The 15,063-nt window shown below is 38.5% G+C and carries 14 protein-coding genes, 3 tRNA genes and 4 pseudogenes; 2 read left to right on the forward strand and 19 right to left on the reverse strand.

Annotated features, from left to right (window positions below; translation table 11 throughout):
- Nucleotides 1-151 (forward strand): annotated as a pseudogene (locus tag AC1DCD_RS05915) (IS5/IS1182 family transposase); the annotation flags it as partial.
- 9 nt (nucleotides 152-160) lie between these two features.
- On the opposite strand, the pseudogene AC1DCD_RS05920 reads toward AC1DCD_RS05915, so the two are convergent.
- Nucleotides 161-325: pseudogene (locus AC1DCD_RS05920) on the reverse strand (IS66 family transposase); the annotation flags it as partial.
- Nucleotides 326-585: 260 nt separating this feature from the next.
- Here AC1DCD_RS05920 and AC1DCD_RS05925 point away from each other — a divergent pair.
- A pseudogene (locus AC1DCD_RS05925) lies at nucleotides 586-1,349 on the forward strand (IS982 family transposase).
- 313 nt (nucleotides 1,350-1,662) lie between these two features.
- On the opposite strand, the gene AC1DCD_RS05930 reads toward AC1DCD_RS05925, so the two are convergent.
- The 18 genes and pseudogenes from AC1DCD_RS05930 to AC1DCD_RS06015 form a co-directional block, all read right to left on the reverse strand.
- Nucleotides 1,663-3,471 carry a DUF262 domain-containing protein gene (locus AC1DCD_RS05930; protein WP_464640818.1) on the reverse strand — a complete coding sequence of 603 codons (1,809 nt, stop codon included), beginning with the start codon at nucleotides 3,469-3,471 and terminating at the stop codon, nucleotides 1,663-1,665.
- Nucleotides 3,468-5,201: a DUF262 domain-containing protein gene (locus AC1DCD_RS05935; protein WP_464640820.1), complete on the reverse strand. Its 1,734-nt coding sequence runs from the start codon at nucleotides 5,199-5,201 to the stop codon at nucleotides 3,468-3,470. The genes AC1DCD_RS05930 and AC1DCD_RS05935 overlap by 4 nt, the downstream gene beginning before the upstream one ends.
- A gap of 10 nt (nucleotides 5,202-5,211) precedes the next feature.
- Complete coding sequence (locus AC1DCD_RS05940; RefSeq protein WP_464640822.1) at nucleotides 5,212-5,727, reverse strand: 3'-5' exonuclease; 516 nt, start codon at nucleotides 5,725-5,727, stop codon at nucleotides 5,212-5,214.
- Nucleotides 5,724-6,059 carry a WCX domain-containing protein gene (locus AC1DCD_RS05945; protein WP_464640824.1) on the reverse strand — a complete coding sequence of 112 codons (336 nt, stop codon included), beginning with the start codon at nucleotides 6,057-6,059 and terminating at the stop codon, nucleotides 5,724-5,726. Before AC1DCD_RS05945 ends, AC1DCD_RS05940 begins: the two co-directional genes overlap by 4 nt.
- Before the next feature lie 24 nt (nucleotides 6,060-6,083).
- The gene (locus AC1DCD_RS05950; RefSeq protein ID WP_464640826.1) at nucleotides 6,084-6,407 is read right to left on the reverse strand and encodes a WYL domain-containing protein; all 324 of its coding nucleotides are present in this window, start codon (nucleotides 6,405-6,407) and stop codon (nucleotides 6,084-6,086) included.
- Nucleotides 6,408-6,428: 21 nt separating this feature from the next.
- Entirely contained in the window at nucleotides 6,429-6,593 is a 165-nt protein-coding gene (locus AC1DCD_RS05955; RefSeq protein ID WP_353585604.1) for a hypothetical protein, read from the reverse strand.
- A 196-nt stretch (nucleotides 6,594-6,789) separates the two neighbouring features.
- Nucleotides 6,790-7,314 carry a phospholipase D-like domain-containing protein gene (locus AC1DCD_RS05960; RefSeq protein ID WP_353585605.1) on the reverse strand — a complete coding sequence of 175 codons (525 nt, stop codon included), beginning with the start codon at nucleotides 7,312-7,314 and terminating at the stop codon, nucleotides 6,790-6,792.
- 1 nt (nucleotide 7,315) lies between these two features.
- Nucleotides 7,316-7,546, reverse strand: a complete 231-nt coding sequence (locus AC1DCD_RS05965; protein WP_353585606.1) for a hypothetical protein — start codon at nucleotides 7,544-7,546, stop codon at nucleotides 7,316-7,318.
- A gap of 220 nt (nucleotides 7,547-7,766) precedes the next feature.
- Nucleotides 7,767-8,183: a hypothetical protein gene (locus AC1DCD_RS05970; RefSeq protein WP_353585607.1), complete on the reverse strand. Its 417-nt coding sequence runs from the start codon at nucleotides 8,181-8,183 to the stop codon at nucleotides 7,767-7,769.
- A gap of 195 nt (nucleotides 8,184-8,378) precedes the next feature.
- Entirely contained in the window at nucleotides 8,379-9,215 is an 837-nt protein-coding gene (locus tag AC1DCD_RS05975) for an RAD55 family ATPase (protein ID WP_464640829.1), read from the reverse strand.
- Nucleotides 9,216-9,220: 5 nt separating this feature from the next.
- Entirely contained in the window at nucleotides 9,221-9,670 is a 450-nt protein-coding gene (locus AC1DCD_RS05980) for a hypothetical protein (RefSeq protein WP_464640831.1), read from the reverse strand.
- Between the two features lies 1 nt (nucleotide 9,671).
- Complete coding sequence (locus AC1DCD_RS05985) at nucleotides 9,672-10,184, reverse strand: hypothetical protein (RefSeq protein ID WP_464640833.1); 513 nt, start codon at nucleotides 10,182-10,184, stop codon at nucleotides 9,672-9,674.
- 601 nt (nucleotides 10,185-10,785) lie between these two features.
- A pseudogene (locus AC1DCD_RS05990) lies at nucleotides 10,786-11,052 on the reverse strand (transposase); the annotation flags it as partial.
- 400 nt (nucleotides 11,053-11,452) lie between these two features.
- Nucleotides 11,453-11,686: a YecH family metal-binding protein gene (locus AC1DCD_RS05995; protein ID WP_008446801.1), complete on the reverse strand. Its 234-nt coding sequence runs from the start codon at nucleotides 11,684-11,686 to the stop codon at nucleotides 11,453-11,455.
- A gap of 71 nt (nucleotides 11,687-11,757) precedes the next feature.
- Nucleotides 11,758-11,832 (reverse strand) — tRNA-Val (locus AC1DCD_RS06000).
- Nucleotides 11,833-11,875: 43 nt separating this feature from the next.
- Nucleotides 11,876-11,950 (reverse strand) — tRNA-Val (locus AC1DCD_RS06005).
- Between the two features lie 138 nt (nucleotides 11,951-12,088).
- Nucleotides 12,089-12,162 (reverse strand) — tRNA-Met (locus tag AC1DCD_RS06010).
- A 419-nt stretch (nucleotides 12,163-12,581) separates the two neighbouring features.
- On the reverse strand, nucleotides 12,582-14,939 hold the full coding sequence (locus tag AC1DCD_RS06015) for an outer membrane beta-barrel protein (protein WP_464653006.1): 2,358 nt from the start codon (nucleotides 14,937-14,939) through the stop codon (nucleotides 12,582-12,584).
- Between the last annotated feature and the right edge of the window lie 124 nt (nucleotides 14,940-15,063).

Below are 15,063 nucleotides of genomic sequence, written 5' to 3' on the forward strand. Positions count from 1 at the left end.
TTATAAAGGTGTGAAAGGAGATGCTATCAATGTATTATTAGTTGCGGCAGCATATAACTTCAAAAGAGCTATGAGAGTTCTTTTGTACCTTATAAAAAGAATCAGCATAAAGCTTGTCAATACAAACTTTATGCTGAAATATAGTTTTTAAGGGACGACTAAATAAGGCTTGAATCGCATTATATGGAGTTTTGTCGTGCTTCTTCGCAGTTTCTACAATCGAATGAAGTTCAAGGAAAGCGTCTGCTCCGAAGTCTGAACGAAATGTACAGGAGTTCTTCAGTTTGATTTTTAGCTTGCGTATTCCACGTTCACTTCCATTATTACCTTAGTTCGGGATAAGAAAACGCAAAAAAGTAAATAAAGAATAAGGTAGTCTCATAAATATTTTGTACCTTTATAGTTAATAATCAAACAGTTATAAATATACTTATGCAGACTACCTATTATAAAATTAGAGAATTATTCTGTGTTATAGATGATTTTTGCAAACATTTTGAAGCTGAAAATGGCGGGAAACTGCTTTTAGGTGACGATACCACGAAGCGTAGAAGGCGTAAGGCTTCCTTGTCCGACAGCGAAATCATGACTATTTTATTGTATTTCCATTTCGGAACATTTCGTAATTTCAAGCACTATTATCTATTCTTCATCAAGGGGACTTTTAAGACGTACTTCCCTAACGCTGTCTCTTACAACCGTTTTGTTGAACTTGAAAGTAGAGTGTTTTTCCCTCTTATGTTCTTTCTTAATCTGCGTGCATTTGGAAGATGTATAGGTATTATATTTGTTGACTCAACAATGATTCCTGTATGCCACAATCTTAGACGCTATGCCAACAAGGTGTTCAAAGGTGTTGCAACAAATGGGAAAGGAACAATGGGCTGGTGTCACGGATTCAAACTTCGTCTGGCATGTAATAACAGAGGGGAAATCATAGCTTTCGTTCTTACTGGAGCAAATGTCAGTGACAAAGATACAAAGGTTTTCAAGGTTCTTGTCAAACGTCTGTATGGCAAGCTGTTCGCTGATAAAGGATACATATCACAAAAACTTTTTGACTTTCTTTTTGAAGATGGTCTTCAGTTGGTGACGGGGCTCAGGGTAAATATGAAAAACAAACTCATGCCTTTTATGATAGAATGATGCTGCGCAAAAGATATATCATAGAAACCATCAATGATCTTCTGAAAAACACTGCCCAAATTGTACATTCACGCCATAGGTTTGTGACAAACTTTATCATGAATCTTGTATCTGCCTTGGGGGTATACTGCTTCTTTGAAAACAAGCAAGAAGCTCTCCAGGGATATTGCATAGAAGACACTAAACAGTTAGCGTTGTTTTAAGCAACATTTTTTATCTAAATCATATCCCATTCATGATAGAGTGGGATGTATTATCGTGCACATGATTCTAACAAGGAATAATGCTCCTAACTTATCAAAATATAGACGGCTTAACTCGAACTGGGGTATTTATTATATTGAGAAAACAAAGATAACCAAAAGGGCTGATGCCTCGTGAGATGTGTCAGCCCTAATTTATTTTGTTTGAAAAAGTTTTACCGGACAGCAATATACTTCATTTTAATGATTTTTTAGGTCTAACAATCAAGAAGGGGCTTGCTCGTGATGAGTCGGCCCCTTCAATTATGCAACCCTAATTATTATTTTTCACACAAGATTTTTCGAGCCACTCATACATCTTCTTGCCATGTTCGATAATCGTGTCTTTATTCCAACCAGATGGATAATCCTTATGAATCATCAATAGCTTCAAACTTTCTATAGTGCCTGATTTCGAACCATTATAGTAAGACTGAACATGTGCGGTCTTTATTTCATAAGATGCATTGCTCAAAGCTGAATTGAGACCTTGCGAAATCATCACGAGGTTGCCAAAACTATCCCGAAGCGTGGTATCTTCAGCTGTATCACCCCATTTTATCGTTGAGTCTGTTTGTGGCGTTTGAGGAGCAACATGTTCAATGCTACGATTTCGCTTGAAGATATAGTTTTCCACAATATTCAATTCTGGAGAGTCTTTGTCGAACAACTCCTTTCGATGTTGCCAGATATAGAAATCTAAGCGCCAGAACCAATATCGGTTGTCACCATTATAGGTAAGATCTTCGTAAGGTGGTAACGGGAACTCCTTATCAATGATGTCAAGGAGTGATGCTTTGAATTGTTCCACATTTGGCATTCCGTATTTCTCCACTTCGTCCATTAACCAGTTGAACCATCTGTAATGGGTATAGTTAGAGGATGACACAAAAATCATGGATTGAAGCATCATTAGTTCCTTTAACGCTGCGTTGTCTTCATCTTGATTTAAATCCAAAGAATAACCATAGTCTGTTGGACGAACGAAGCATATGTCAAGTGCTAAACGGGCTCTTACGAGATTTTCCAAAAAAGTCTTGATAGCCTCTTTATTCACATCATTACCGCTAAATGGCAAGTATTCTTCAAAGATACTTAGTAAGTTGCTCGGCTTGAAAAAATCATTTATTTTACAATTAATCTTCTTATCCAACTGACGATAGAGCACTTGAAGCAATAAGTACGGAAAAGACAAGGAACACCGAGAATCTTTGTTAATCTCGCGCTCCGTTTTTGGAGCCGAAGCAGATGGAGAAATTTGAGCTATTGGAAGCTCATTTTCAGCCTCCTCTAGTTGTATGCCGTTAATGAGATTGTTACTAATAATTTCTGCTACAGACGCTTTTAGTGCCTGACGCTTGTTTTCCGCAAGGTTTTCATCCTTTCTTCTTCTAATCAACAACGTATCAACATCTGAAATCTTATTCCAAAGCACCATGTACTTATCAATGTCTCCATCTAAGCAGCTCAATAGTTTCACTTTGAGAATTTCATGTTGCTCAAGATTCTTGCCAGAGGTGTTCATACGTTCAAAGTATTTGTTGAGGTCTCTAGGACTGTAGCCATCAGGTAGGTTTGAGATGAAGAAGCTCAAATGATAGTACACATATGAAGCAAAAGCTTTCTGATCATGTAATGGAAATTTTTCCTCATCCTGTATAAATTGTTGTATCTGCAAATACCCATTGGCCATCTTGTCATTCTGAGATTTTCCAAAATCCTCTTTATCCAAATCTATTAAAAAACCGAGATAGGTATTATCCAACGGACGGGCGGTAAAGTTGATACGCACTTTATTATCCACGATGAGGAACTTTTTCCATTCGTCATCGTAGACTTGTAGGACACTTCCTAACAGTATCATTACAGTGAATCGCTGTTGTCCATCCACAAGTTCATTGTCTTTGGTCGAGGTGAGCATTCCAATATAATAATCGTCTTTGCCATCTGAGAGTTCAAACGCTTTTTTTAAGTCCTCAAGAAGCGTAACAATATTATCCGTGTCCCACTCAAAAAGTCGCTGATAAATTGGAATAGAGTAGAAAAGTTTATTTTCGGTAATGGTATGTGGTGTATAATTCATCGATTTAAATTTTTAAAGGATTCAACAATTATCTTGCTTTTCAAACGCTTGGCGATGTTTGAGGCTTTCAGTCTCATGGCACGCATTATTGGCGACATGTTTTGCCGCGTTGGATAAGAAAGCTCTTTGGCAATGTTTCTTGCTTTGGCAAGGAAGAATGTAGGTGAGGTGGCTTGGTCGATAATGAGCACCAACTCGGAATCACTTGCATACTGTACTATTGATGACTTAATTGCTCTCTGACTAACATATCGATGTTGAAGCAGAATGCGCATTATTACGACAAGCGCATCTGATAGATAGAAATTGCCAAATTTGAGGAAATAGCAGAACAGGATGCTTTCAATGATGTCGCGATACCATTGATGGCTGCCGCCTTGGATAGTTGCGTGAAGCGTTTTGTATTCTATCGTTTGGTTGAACTGGTGATACTTGCTTAAGTGCTGTTCAACGTATGAGAAGAAATGCGTTCCACCTTGGATGGGCTCATTGAAGTAGAATCGTTCACCAAAAGGAGGTATTTCTTCAACGATTGGTGCTGCTTCATATTCTTTCTTCACTCTGTAGTTGCTCATACTATCGTCACATTCTTTCTTACGCATCCATCTTCTGAGGCGATAGATATAAGTATCAAGCGTTCGTACATAGTCAGGCACAGTTGTTTGATTATCATCTTGCCTACCATTTTCTATCATTTTGTTCCAGATTTCAGCGACAAGTTTCGATTGCTGCTCGCAAGTAGATGGAATATATCTGAGGTGATGTGCTTTCAAAAGATCATAATCAGTGAGTTCAACACCACGGGAGTTTTGATTAGAGAAGAAAGTATAAGCTAAATCGATAGAGGTGTTTTGAAGAACAAGTACGCTAAATTGTAATTGGCATAACAACTTCTCGCTCAGTTCTCGTAAGCTCAGACGGTGTTGCACATACTCATGAATGAGATGTTTATTATAAGCTACATAATCAATGGAGCGTTGAGACGAAAATTTTTCATTAAGGAGACTAGTATTCACACCTATTTCAGATAGAAGTAGCGCTAAGGTGACAAGACGTTGCTGTCCGTCTATTATATCATACTTACCGCCATGTGCATGAAGAATAATAGTACCTAAACGATAAGGCGTTTCGCTGGTATTACTGATATGCTCAAACACGTCGTCGAGTAGACATTTCACATTGCTTTCTTCCCAACAATAGATTCTTTGATAATTAGGGATAGACAAAGGAAGACGTAATACGTTATCCAAATTTTGCTCAAAGATATCAACTATTTCGTCTTGAGGCAGTACACCATCACAGGCTATTGTTTTCACATCTGCAGGCATCGTTGATGCAGAACACTTCAATAGTCCATCAAAAAGTTCCATCATATAAGTCATGATTTGGAACAGTTCATTTATTGAATTTATTTTCTTAGAATGTTGGCAACGATAACCATAAGTCCACTCAGACCATGTTAGTTCTTCACAGTTTTGTGTCGCATTCATTAGTCGATCAATTAGGGCACCGTATTTAGCATCCCAATCTCCTTCAAAATGAAGCTCCACGCGACCGTTCCAATGGCTATCAATACGATATTCATAATGTAAATCATCGTCATAACCATCAATAAAGATTTGGATATGACGTGATGTCTGCCATGACCCTGGTGGACTCCAGGAATCTATCTTATAGCTACAAAAATGTTTTTTGAGCTCTTTTATGCTCCAATTGTTTATATATAGCATAGTATTTCTGTTACATTTGTTCTTCTAATTCTTTGAGATACAGCCGTGCGCACATCTCCGCATCATCGCCGGCACGGTGGTGGGTACCTTCAGGGATGCCGAGCTGCTCACACAGGTAGTCGAGGGTGTTGCAGCCGAAGTCGTACACCTGTCGGGCTGTCTTTAACGAGCACTGCCAGTTGATTTCGGGTAAATGCAGACGATAAAGTTTTGCAGAGTGTTCAAGGCAGCTGCGGTCGAAGGGAGCGTTGTGCGCTACGAAGGTGTTAAACTCATCGAGGTATAGGCGCTCAATCTCTTCCCAAACTTCTGGGAAGGAAGGTGAATTCTCTATATCTTCAGGTCGAATGCCGTGGCATTGCATGTTCCAGTAGCTATATAGATTTTCTTCTGGCTGTACCAACCAAGAGCGAGTTTCTACCACTTCGCCACCCCGTACCACGCAGATGCCCACCTCGCAGATGGAGGCATGTTTAGGTGTAGCCGTTTCAAAGTCGATGGCGATAAAATTTAATCTGTCTTTCATTGCTCTTTCTCTTTATAGTACGACATCAGGTTCTTGGCAAAGTTGCGCATCTCATTACGCACCGATGCCGGCTCAAGTACTTCAATTTGATCGGCCTGAGCCAATAGGGCCTGATATAGGTCATAGTTTGGGCGTACGGTCAGCTCAAAATAGGAAGCTTCATCATCCTTCAGTTCTACAAGCTCACGTTGCGACTCGTGTATTGGTAGGGTACGAAGATAATCAGGACCACCATTGTAGGCTTTCAACATAACTCTTATGGGCTCTTCTTTAGAATGGATGATACCACAGCATCCACGGAAGTATTCATCGATGTCGAAGTCTTCCTTCATCTGGAAAGATGAGCCTGTAGGATGTCAGTCGAGAATGCGGTCGAGTGCATAGACCATATATACATCTTCTGGACGGTCGCCACTATCTTCTTTGTTTTTTTGGCGATTGCGATTGGAGTAATACGGACTTCGAGCCAATACATACCAACGACGCTTCACTACTTTGAGGTAGTAAGGCTCGATGTCGAAATACCAAGGCTCAGGTTTTCCAAAACCTTGATGCGTGACATTGAGCACCTGATTATTACGCATCGCATCGGTGATGACATTGAGCCATTTGTGACCAGAAGGAACATTCTCGAAAATGATACGTCCTTTCAGTTTTCGATCTGCCTGAATCTGATTCATAGCCGTATAGGAATCAATGAGTCAAATGCGAAGATTATCTTTCTCCAAGTCTTCGGAATGGTCGATATAATACTTATAACCACCCTTGATGTCACAAGCGATTTCCACCTCAAAAATGTCGAAGATGGCTTTGCGATGGTTATGAAAAGTGCGGAGGGCGAGATCATCATCGTCCCCATAGCTCAACCCGCTTCTATGCCAGAGGTCATTTACCTCCTCTTAGGTCAGTCGGCCATATCGCCTGAATTGTTCTATCAGCCATATGTAACGGCCAAAGATATTTGCTGCCATACGCTATTTGTTATTGTTTGCTTACAAAGGTATATAATATCCTATGAAATATTGTGGCATAGGATAAAAGCTTTGCTTTAGACGTTGATTTTTAACGTATTCGCCCTTTGCAAAACTGCTTCCGTCCACATTTTGCACAGTAATCTCCACGCCAAACTTCATCAAACTGTCCAATAGCAGCGTTTACCAAAGAAGGCTCGTTCGTGAGAATACCTGCTTCAAAGTTTCTTCTTTGAGCGCTTTTCATACCTATTCCAGCTCCTGTCAAGTTAGCTGAGCCGATGTAGGCTGTATCCATATCGAATATCATTAGTTTGAAATGAATGCGTGGACATAGGGTCATTTCCAAGGCCGGCCACAATGCTGGGAATTTATCAAAGTCATCTCGAAAGGCAGGTCCATGCTCTTTGGCATGGAGAATACGGATTGCAATCCCACGTTTAACCAATAAGTCAAGTACAGCAAGTAAAGGCATTGCTTTTGCACCAGCCTTTACATATACATCTTTGATGTCAGCTGTTCCTATCCATAATGTATGTTTGACCGACGCAACTCTTGCCAATACATCATCATAGAGTTGGGTATCAGTGATGTATTTGATAAAAGGCGTATCCATATCAGTAGATGTCGAGGTAGTTTATAATGTCAGGTTCTTGTTTCAGCAACCCTACAGCACCATTCATAATGGCTATACGCCGATGATCATTAGGTTTCCATATAGTGGTGTGACTGGCGAACTGGGTTAGTACATTGTACGTATCCCATATAGTACCTTCTCCTTTCATCAGATGTTCCTTTTTAGCATCGTAAAGACCGGCAATTTTGATATGAGGAGCACACTTCTGCATACGGTATAAGATGTTCAGCTTTTTCAGCATTAATATTTTCGGCAATAAGGATTTTCTGTGCTCTTTTCATTTCTGCTAATTACATTCTGGAAGAGGAAGCTCTTTTCAGTAACTTTCCAAACTGCTCAACGCCGATGGCGAAAAATGACTTGTTTTTCACCTTCCCGATTATAGAATGTATTTCGTTGGCTGAAAGTTTATAGACAGTGTTATCCTTTCGCTATTCCTTCACTGTTTGTCCATTTGAGCAGACTAACCTTTCGTAATAATGTCCCAGTTCCACATTGGTTGGAGTCCATGTGAGATAGAATCCATCCATCATGAAGTCTTCTCCTGGTTCAAATCTATGTGTTCTTCCATTAGGATTGGTATAGACCACCGTAATACGTGGCTTTCCAGCATTGTTGAACCTTACGTCTGAAATTTGATAACCTGTTTCATCGGCCATCATTTCAGCAAAAGCAAAGAAAACGGTAGGCGAAATATATTCATCAACAATGGGTACGATTTCGGCAAGTTGATGGTTCTCTGGCGAAGCTATAATTACCACCGATTTAGGTTTCTGCAGGTTGGAAGCTACATTGATATAGTTGCGGTAATTCGTCAATCCAGTCTCGCCAGATGCTTCCTTCACCATGGCACGTTGGCTGCTGTTTATCCCTAGTGTCTGGTCATACGAGGAAGTGAATTTATCGTCTGCGGGTAGTTCAATGGCATTGAGAGCAAATACTTTTCACCCACATGCTGGAGTTCGCTGAGCTCAATGGTCTTCTGTGCCCATAGCCCATTCATAAAGCGTTGCTTTTCTTGTTGAATATTTGAGTTGTTCATATCATTCTGGAGTGAATAGTTTATCAAATTGGTCAGCGAAGTCACGAATTTGTCCGGCAACTTCGCTTTGCATGTGCTTAATACGTTGGTCCTGACGAAAGCGCTGCTCATCAAAAGAAACATCCCCCGTACTACTCAGGCTATAGAAGAGTTTTACGTCAACATCTCCTCTACGATGCTTGGAAAAGGTGATGTAGCGGTCGGAATAAATGTTCTTTGGATTCTCCAAACGCAGTTCCATCATGGTCGTTATAGAGTGTTTCAAACGATTGGAACCTACAAAATTGCCCGACTTGGTCACTTGCTGGATAGTGAGAAACGTACAATTAAGGTGACGGTCGTTTTGTGCCTTGTTTTGCTTCTTGATGAGTTGTAGAAGCCAACTCTCGGCATCTTTCATTCGGATGTTTTCTTCATCTTTGATTATGCCCTGTAGTTCGTAAAAAGAGTCGATGGCTACAATGTCCCAACCCTGTTCCACAACCTCTTTTACTACCTCCCATTTGTGAATCTCATTGTCGAAATCCGTTTCCACGAATAGAATAGGCAATGTTTGGAATTTAGGATAGTGCTCCACATAAACGGTGAGATCTATTTCATTCATCTCGGTACTAATAAAAAGTATACGTGCCTTGGGATAATGGTTTTGCATATTTGTCAACATATCCAGTATGATGGTAGTCTTACCCACACCGGGGTTGCCTATAATCATGTAGTTCACACCACGAGGCAACCCACAATGAGAACTAAGCAACTCATCCAAGGCTGTTCCGTAGCTGAACGATTCGAAGAGTTTTGGGTCGAAACTCAAATCACACATTCTGACTACATGATCCATAAGGCTTATTTTATTGCTAAGTTTGTTGCCAAGATGCGCACTATAATAGTTTCACCTTTCACGTTCTCATTATCAATAGCCATGTCTGTAATAAGGAGTACCTCCTTCTCAAACATGTCTACAAAAGTATTCACCTCCGCTAATTCATCGACTAATAACGGTTTCTCGCTATTGTATTCAATATGAAGCAGTAGTTTATCGGTACTGAATAGTGTATACGGCTTGGCCGTTCCACAGCAGCGAATTTTAGCATCTTCTATGACATTAGACAAACGTCCGGAACCATTGCCAATGCCTTCAACCAAAATGAAGTTGGCCGCACTTCTCATCATGACTTTTACGCCATTTATATCACACGCCAACAAATGATGACCATTTCGGAAGAGACCAAGTTCATCTGCTACCTCCTTGATGTCCTCTTCTGTTGGCGCGTGGTAATAGAAATGATTCTTCATCTTACGCAATCACTTCTAACTTCAATTCTTTTTCTCTCTGTTCAACAAGGACTGTCCAGAGGCGAGAATCCTGTAACTTGCTTGACGGAATCTTATCTGCATAACGCTCCAAGAAGTCGATGTTGTAGAGATTATCCTCATGCCAACGGTTAATGAGTTCAGGCCAATCCCATTGATCAATGAATCTATCAATCAACTGATAGTTCATTTCGAGGTCTGTATTTTCAGACAACTCTGACCAACCCCAGTAGTCTTTATACTGTTCAAGAGTATCCCCAGTGAGAATGGTTTCGCACCCTGTGCTTGAAAGCTCCTTCCAGTCAATGAGTCTTTTGAACTTTTCCAGCAGGGCAAGTGTCCATACGATGTTACTGTTTTGGGAAATCAATTTCCAATTTACTTGGTTCTTATGCTTGTCAAGCATCTGCTCAGTCCATTCAAAGCTTTCAGAGAGCTCTTTCCAAGCTGAATCATTGAGAATCTTCTCCATGAATTCATTCGATAACTTTTTCATACGCTTTTCTGTTTTAAGTTCATATTATCCACGTTTACGACAAATCCAAGTTCTACCATCATTGGCTGAATAGTACAACCACTTGTTTATAGTTCCAAGGATTTCCTTGCCGGCATCCATCAAGTCGCTGAAGGCGCCAGTGTTCGACGAACCGCTATAGCGAACTATCCAAGTGCGACCTTGATTGGTTGAATACTCGATTTTCTTACTGTCTTTGGGCGAGATACGAAACATCTCTTTCTCACGATTGATCATAATTGGCATGATGTAGAGATTTAATTGTTGTTTGTCACTATTGACAGTGCAAAGGTACGGTGCCCGAATTGGGTTCAAGTACCGCTTCGCTACTACTCCAGAATTGTAATGGCTGCCTTCCGCAAATCAGAGATTTGGGTATTCCATCACAATTCGGGTTGAGTTCCTTGCCTACTCATTCTTTTCGCCCTGTCAGAAATGCACTTAAAATCAATCCCGATAGAGGAGTCGAAAAAGACTTCTAATAAGGGACGTTCTATAAATTAACTTATTATTAATCACTTAATTACTTGCGTATTTTCAAAAAAAAGTCGTACCTTTACATACAAATATTGATATTACTTTAGAAGTATTGGTAGTAAGCATTCTCACTCCATTGAAAAACAACCATTTCATCTGACACATTACGCAAATGTTTTAAAATTAAAAGACCACACATCAGGCGAATAGGATGAGCCGGGCGACCATTGTTGCTGCAATACAAAGGAGAAAAAGCATTTTCAAAACGTTCCCAATTAATCTTATTACTAAGTTGGAAAAGGGGATGTTGATGACTAAGCATGTCCTCTAAAGAAGAGAACATAGAGAGCTGTTTGGATGTACGTTTAAGCATAAATATCTGCAAGAATTATAATGTAAAGGTACAAAAACTTGCAGATATTTGCAAATAATTTATAGCATAATATACTATGAATCAGATGAATATTAGGCTTTTAAGGGTGGACTATTTAAGCTATATTGCATAGTAGTAAAAAGAATATCCAAAAGGCTGGTACTTTGTGAGCAGTATCAGCCATAATTTTGGAAATTTATAAAAGTTGTTACTTGTCAGTAATATAAAATTATTTTATCTTTTATCAGAATTGATTTATATTACTCTATTTGTAAAAATGAAGAAACGATAAGATAGTTATTTTTATCGTTAATATATAATTTTAACATATAATGCAAAGATGAAATATTTATAAGCACCTTTGGAAGCGAAAAAATATATAAAAGCTATGAAATTAGCATCAATTATTGCAAATTTTCGTAGTATCTACTGTAAAAGTTTTATCATCTAAAGGTGTAAATTTCCTTCTTTTTATAAGAAAATCTACAAGTTCGCTTGCACTCATATCAGTGCTTGAGCAAGTATAAAAACGTTCTTCTGCTCCAAAAGTTTTAATAATAGCTTCAATTAACTGTTCTTTGCTTTCATATTTATGTCCTTCCATCATGTGGAGAACTTCATGTCCATGTGTCATATATATATATATTCTTATTAATTAATAAAACAAAAAAAGCCTCACAATAAAATTGTAAGGCTAATCTTATGTGGGCGTTGACGGATTCGAACCGCCGACCCTCTGCTTGTAAGGCAGATGCTCTAAACCAACTGAGCTAAACGCCCTGAAAAGTTTTTCAGATAATTATATTTAGACTTTCTTTTAATGTGGGCGTTGACGGATTCGAACCGCCGACCCTCTGCTTGTAAGGCAGATGCTCTAAACCAACTGAGCTAAACGCCCTAATTATCTGAAAGGAAGCTGCAAAAAGGAATTAATTGATTAATTTATCTGTAACAATATATAAACAGAACTAATATGAGAAATAAATATTTATTCTCTTTTTTTCAATTAGCCTATACAGCAACTTTATGACCTTTGTAGCGGGACGGGGCTACGATCCCCGGACCTCCGGATTATGAATCCGACGCTCTAACCAACTGAGCTATCCCGCCATTTGTTTATGTTGTTTTGAATAACGAGTGCAAAGTTAAGAAAAAACTTAGGAATGACCAAAGTTTATTTAAAGAAAATATTTTCTTAATCTGTTTGTTGAATCAAATTAATACGTATTTAGCCTTATCTTATTATAGGATTATGATAAAAAAAATAGAACATTGCAGTATCGTTAAAGCATTTATAATATAACACTATGAAATGAATTAGATGCAATGCTGTTACAACCATATTATCTTCACTATAGTGTGAAGTTTCAATAATAGTTTCTTCATAACTCTAAACTTTCTCAATGAGAAAAGTACTATCTGTTAGCTAATTAAGTGCGTAGGCAACAGTGTTACACTACAAGAAGCGTATAAATACCATAATAATGGAGAATAGTTCTAAATTTGCAGTACATAAAGCGAAGACTTTATTACATTCTATATTTCTCTGAATTACCAGCTCCGCTTCCTTTGTAGCTGTTCTTTGACAGATTAAAATTATAACGTAGTGTGATACCAACCTCGCGACTGTCATGTCGATTGGTTTGCTGAATGTAGATGTGGTTGCCGTTGAGGTAGTTGGCTTCCTTGAGCAGATATAAAAGGTCAGAACCTTTAACGTTTACTTCTAATGCGCCCTTAAAGAATAGTTTGGTAACTGATAAATCGAGGGCATAAGTGGAGCGGGCAAGGTATACATTCTGGTAGTTTCCCTTTGATTGATAGTTCATTGCTAAGTTTATAGTTATGTTATGAGGCAATGACACGCTGTTGTTGAAGCCTATTTGCAGAATAGGTTTATTTAATGCAACTGTACCATAAGCTGTTTCCAGTTGTAGCCATTGCTTTATTATACCTACAGAAAGCTGTGGGTACCATGAGCCAAAAGCGGGTGCTAAGGCAATATTTGCCAAGAGTCTGTTTAAGCTATGAAGATTCTTGTATTCAAGCCGAGTAATGGCAGAATTGCCGGGTTCAGCTTCGTCCCAATGAATTATGGCATTATTATTGTGCTGCCAACTTACCATGAATTGCAGCATTTTCCATGCAGCCATAGCCGATACATCGTGGATATGTTCGGGTTTTAGCGTTGGGGTTCCAGTTTGAAGCGTAAAACGATTGAGGTATAAGGTATTGTTTGACAGCTGTCTGTATGTGGGACGCTTAGTTTTAACCGTATAGCTAAGGTTGAGTATTGTGTTGCCTATTTTGTTTGATAGCGAAAAATAGGGAAATAAATTGCTGAAAGAACGGCTCTGATCAGCTTTTAAAATGCCATTGTTGTAATATTTAAAATCCACATATTCATAACGGGTTCCAACATTTATCTGTCCTATGGGTGTGTTTCTTTCATATTCGGCAAAAGGAGCAATCTGTGTTTCTTTTAAGGTGCTATAAGTGTTTGATATGATAGCTGTGCCGTCTATGGTGTAATTATCACTACGATTAGTGTGGATAGTTTCTATGCCGATACGCATATTTCCTCCAAATAGCTGCCTGCCAAGCACCAATTTCGCGGCTAACATTTGGTTTTTAATATAGCTTTTTGAACTAATTTTGCTTATTGTAGCTTCACTAATTTCATCGCTGTTTTGCTGGCTACTGTTTTTGCTAAGCATATAATTAATATTTAAATCTATATTCGTGCCCCAAACCATTCCATTGTAAAAAGTGTTTATATTATGAGAAGGACTGGTGTCATGACTCATGTGTGTGCGGGTATCAATATTGTCAGATGGTATGTTGTTAGACAGTATTGATGTTGTTGTATGTGTATCTATAACATCTAATGGGCTGAATGAGAGTGTGTATTTCATACCCATGCTGTGTCTGTTGTTAATGTCATAATTAAACCCTACTGTTATGTTATGATTTTTATTTCTGGCGCTTGCTTCGAGCTTATCGGTTTTATTCCAAATCTTATCAGCTTTAACAGTCTGCTCTATTTGTGATTTTTGGTAGTTGTCAATTTTAGAGAAATTATAAGTGGCAAAACTATAGAATCCGTTTTTAAAGTATGTTAAATCTATTTGCTCGTTTAAATCGATGTTCTGCGATTGACTATAAGATGAACGTACGCTTGCGCCGAACCCCTCGCCGCTGGGGCGAAGAGTGCGAATTTTTATAACGGCACGAGTAGTTGCATCATACTGTGAACCAGGGTTTTGTATCACCTCAACGCTTTTTATTTTATCAGAACTTAAGCGGTAGAGCTCTGATAAGTCTTGCAATTGTCTGCCGTTAAGGTAGAAAGTAGGTTTGCCTTTACCAAAGACGTTAAAGCCATCGTTATTTTTAGAAATGCTGGGTACATATTTCAGCACGTCCTCAGCTGTTCCTATTTTGCTTAAAGGGGTATTAGAAACATTTGTAATAATGCCTTCTTTTCCCATTTTGAACATATTTCTATGGCCAGTAACAACGACCTCTGATAAAGTACTTGAATCTGCCTTTAATACTATTTTTCCCATATTGGGTTGCGATTCTAAGTATTTAGTTGCATATCCAATATAAGACACACGGACAAATACCTTTACATTGGGCTGTTGTATTGTGAAAGTGCCGTCGCTGTTGCTTGTGGTTCCTTTAATAAAAGAACTGTCAGACTGTTGTAATAATACAATGTTAGCAAACTCTAAAGGTTGACCGTTGGTGCCAATTACCTGTCCAGAAATGTTTTGTGCACTAACGGCAGTGACAAAACTTATATATAGCGACAGTATTAAAAGATATTTTTTCATAAGATTAATCTTTAGATAAGATTTTTCTGTTATTATTTTATTGCCCATTTTTTTATTGTGTTACATAGAAGTTGAATCTTACTAATTGATTGTTTTCGTTACAAAATTAGTTTTTTTTTTAAAATTTCGATATGTCAACAATAAAAAAACGAGTAGTTAGCTTAATTATTAC

It is taken from the genome of Prevotella sp. C0209C1 (assembly GCF_056583855.1).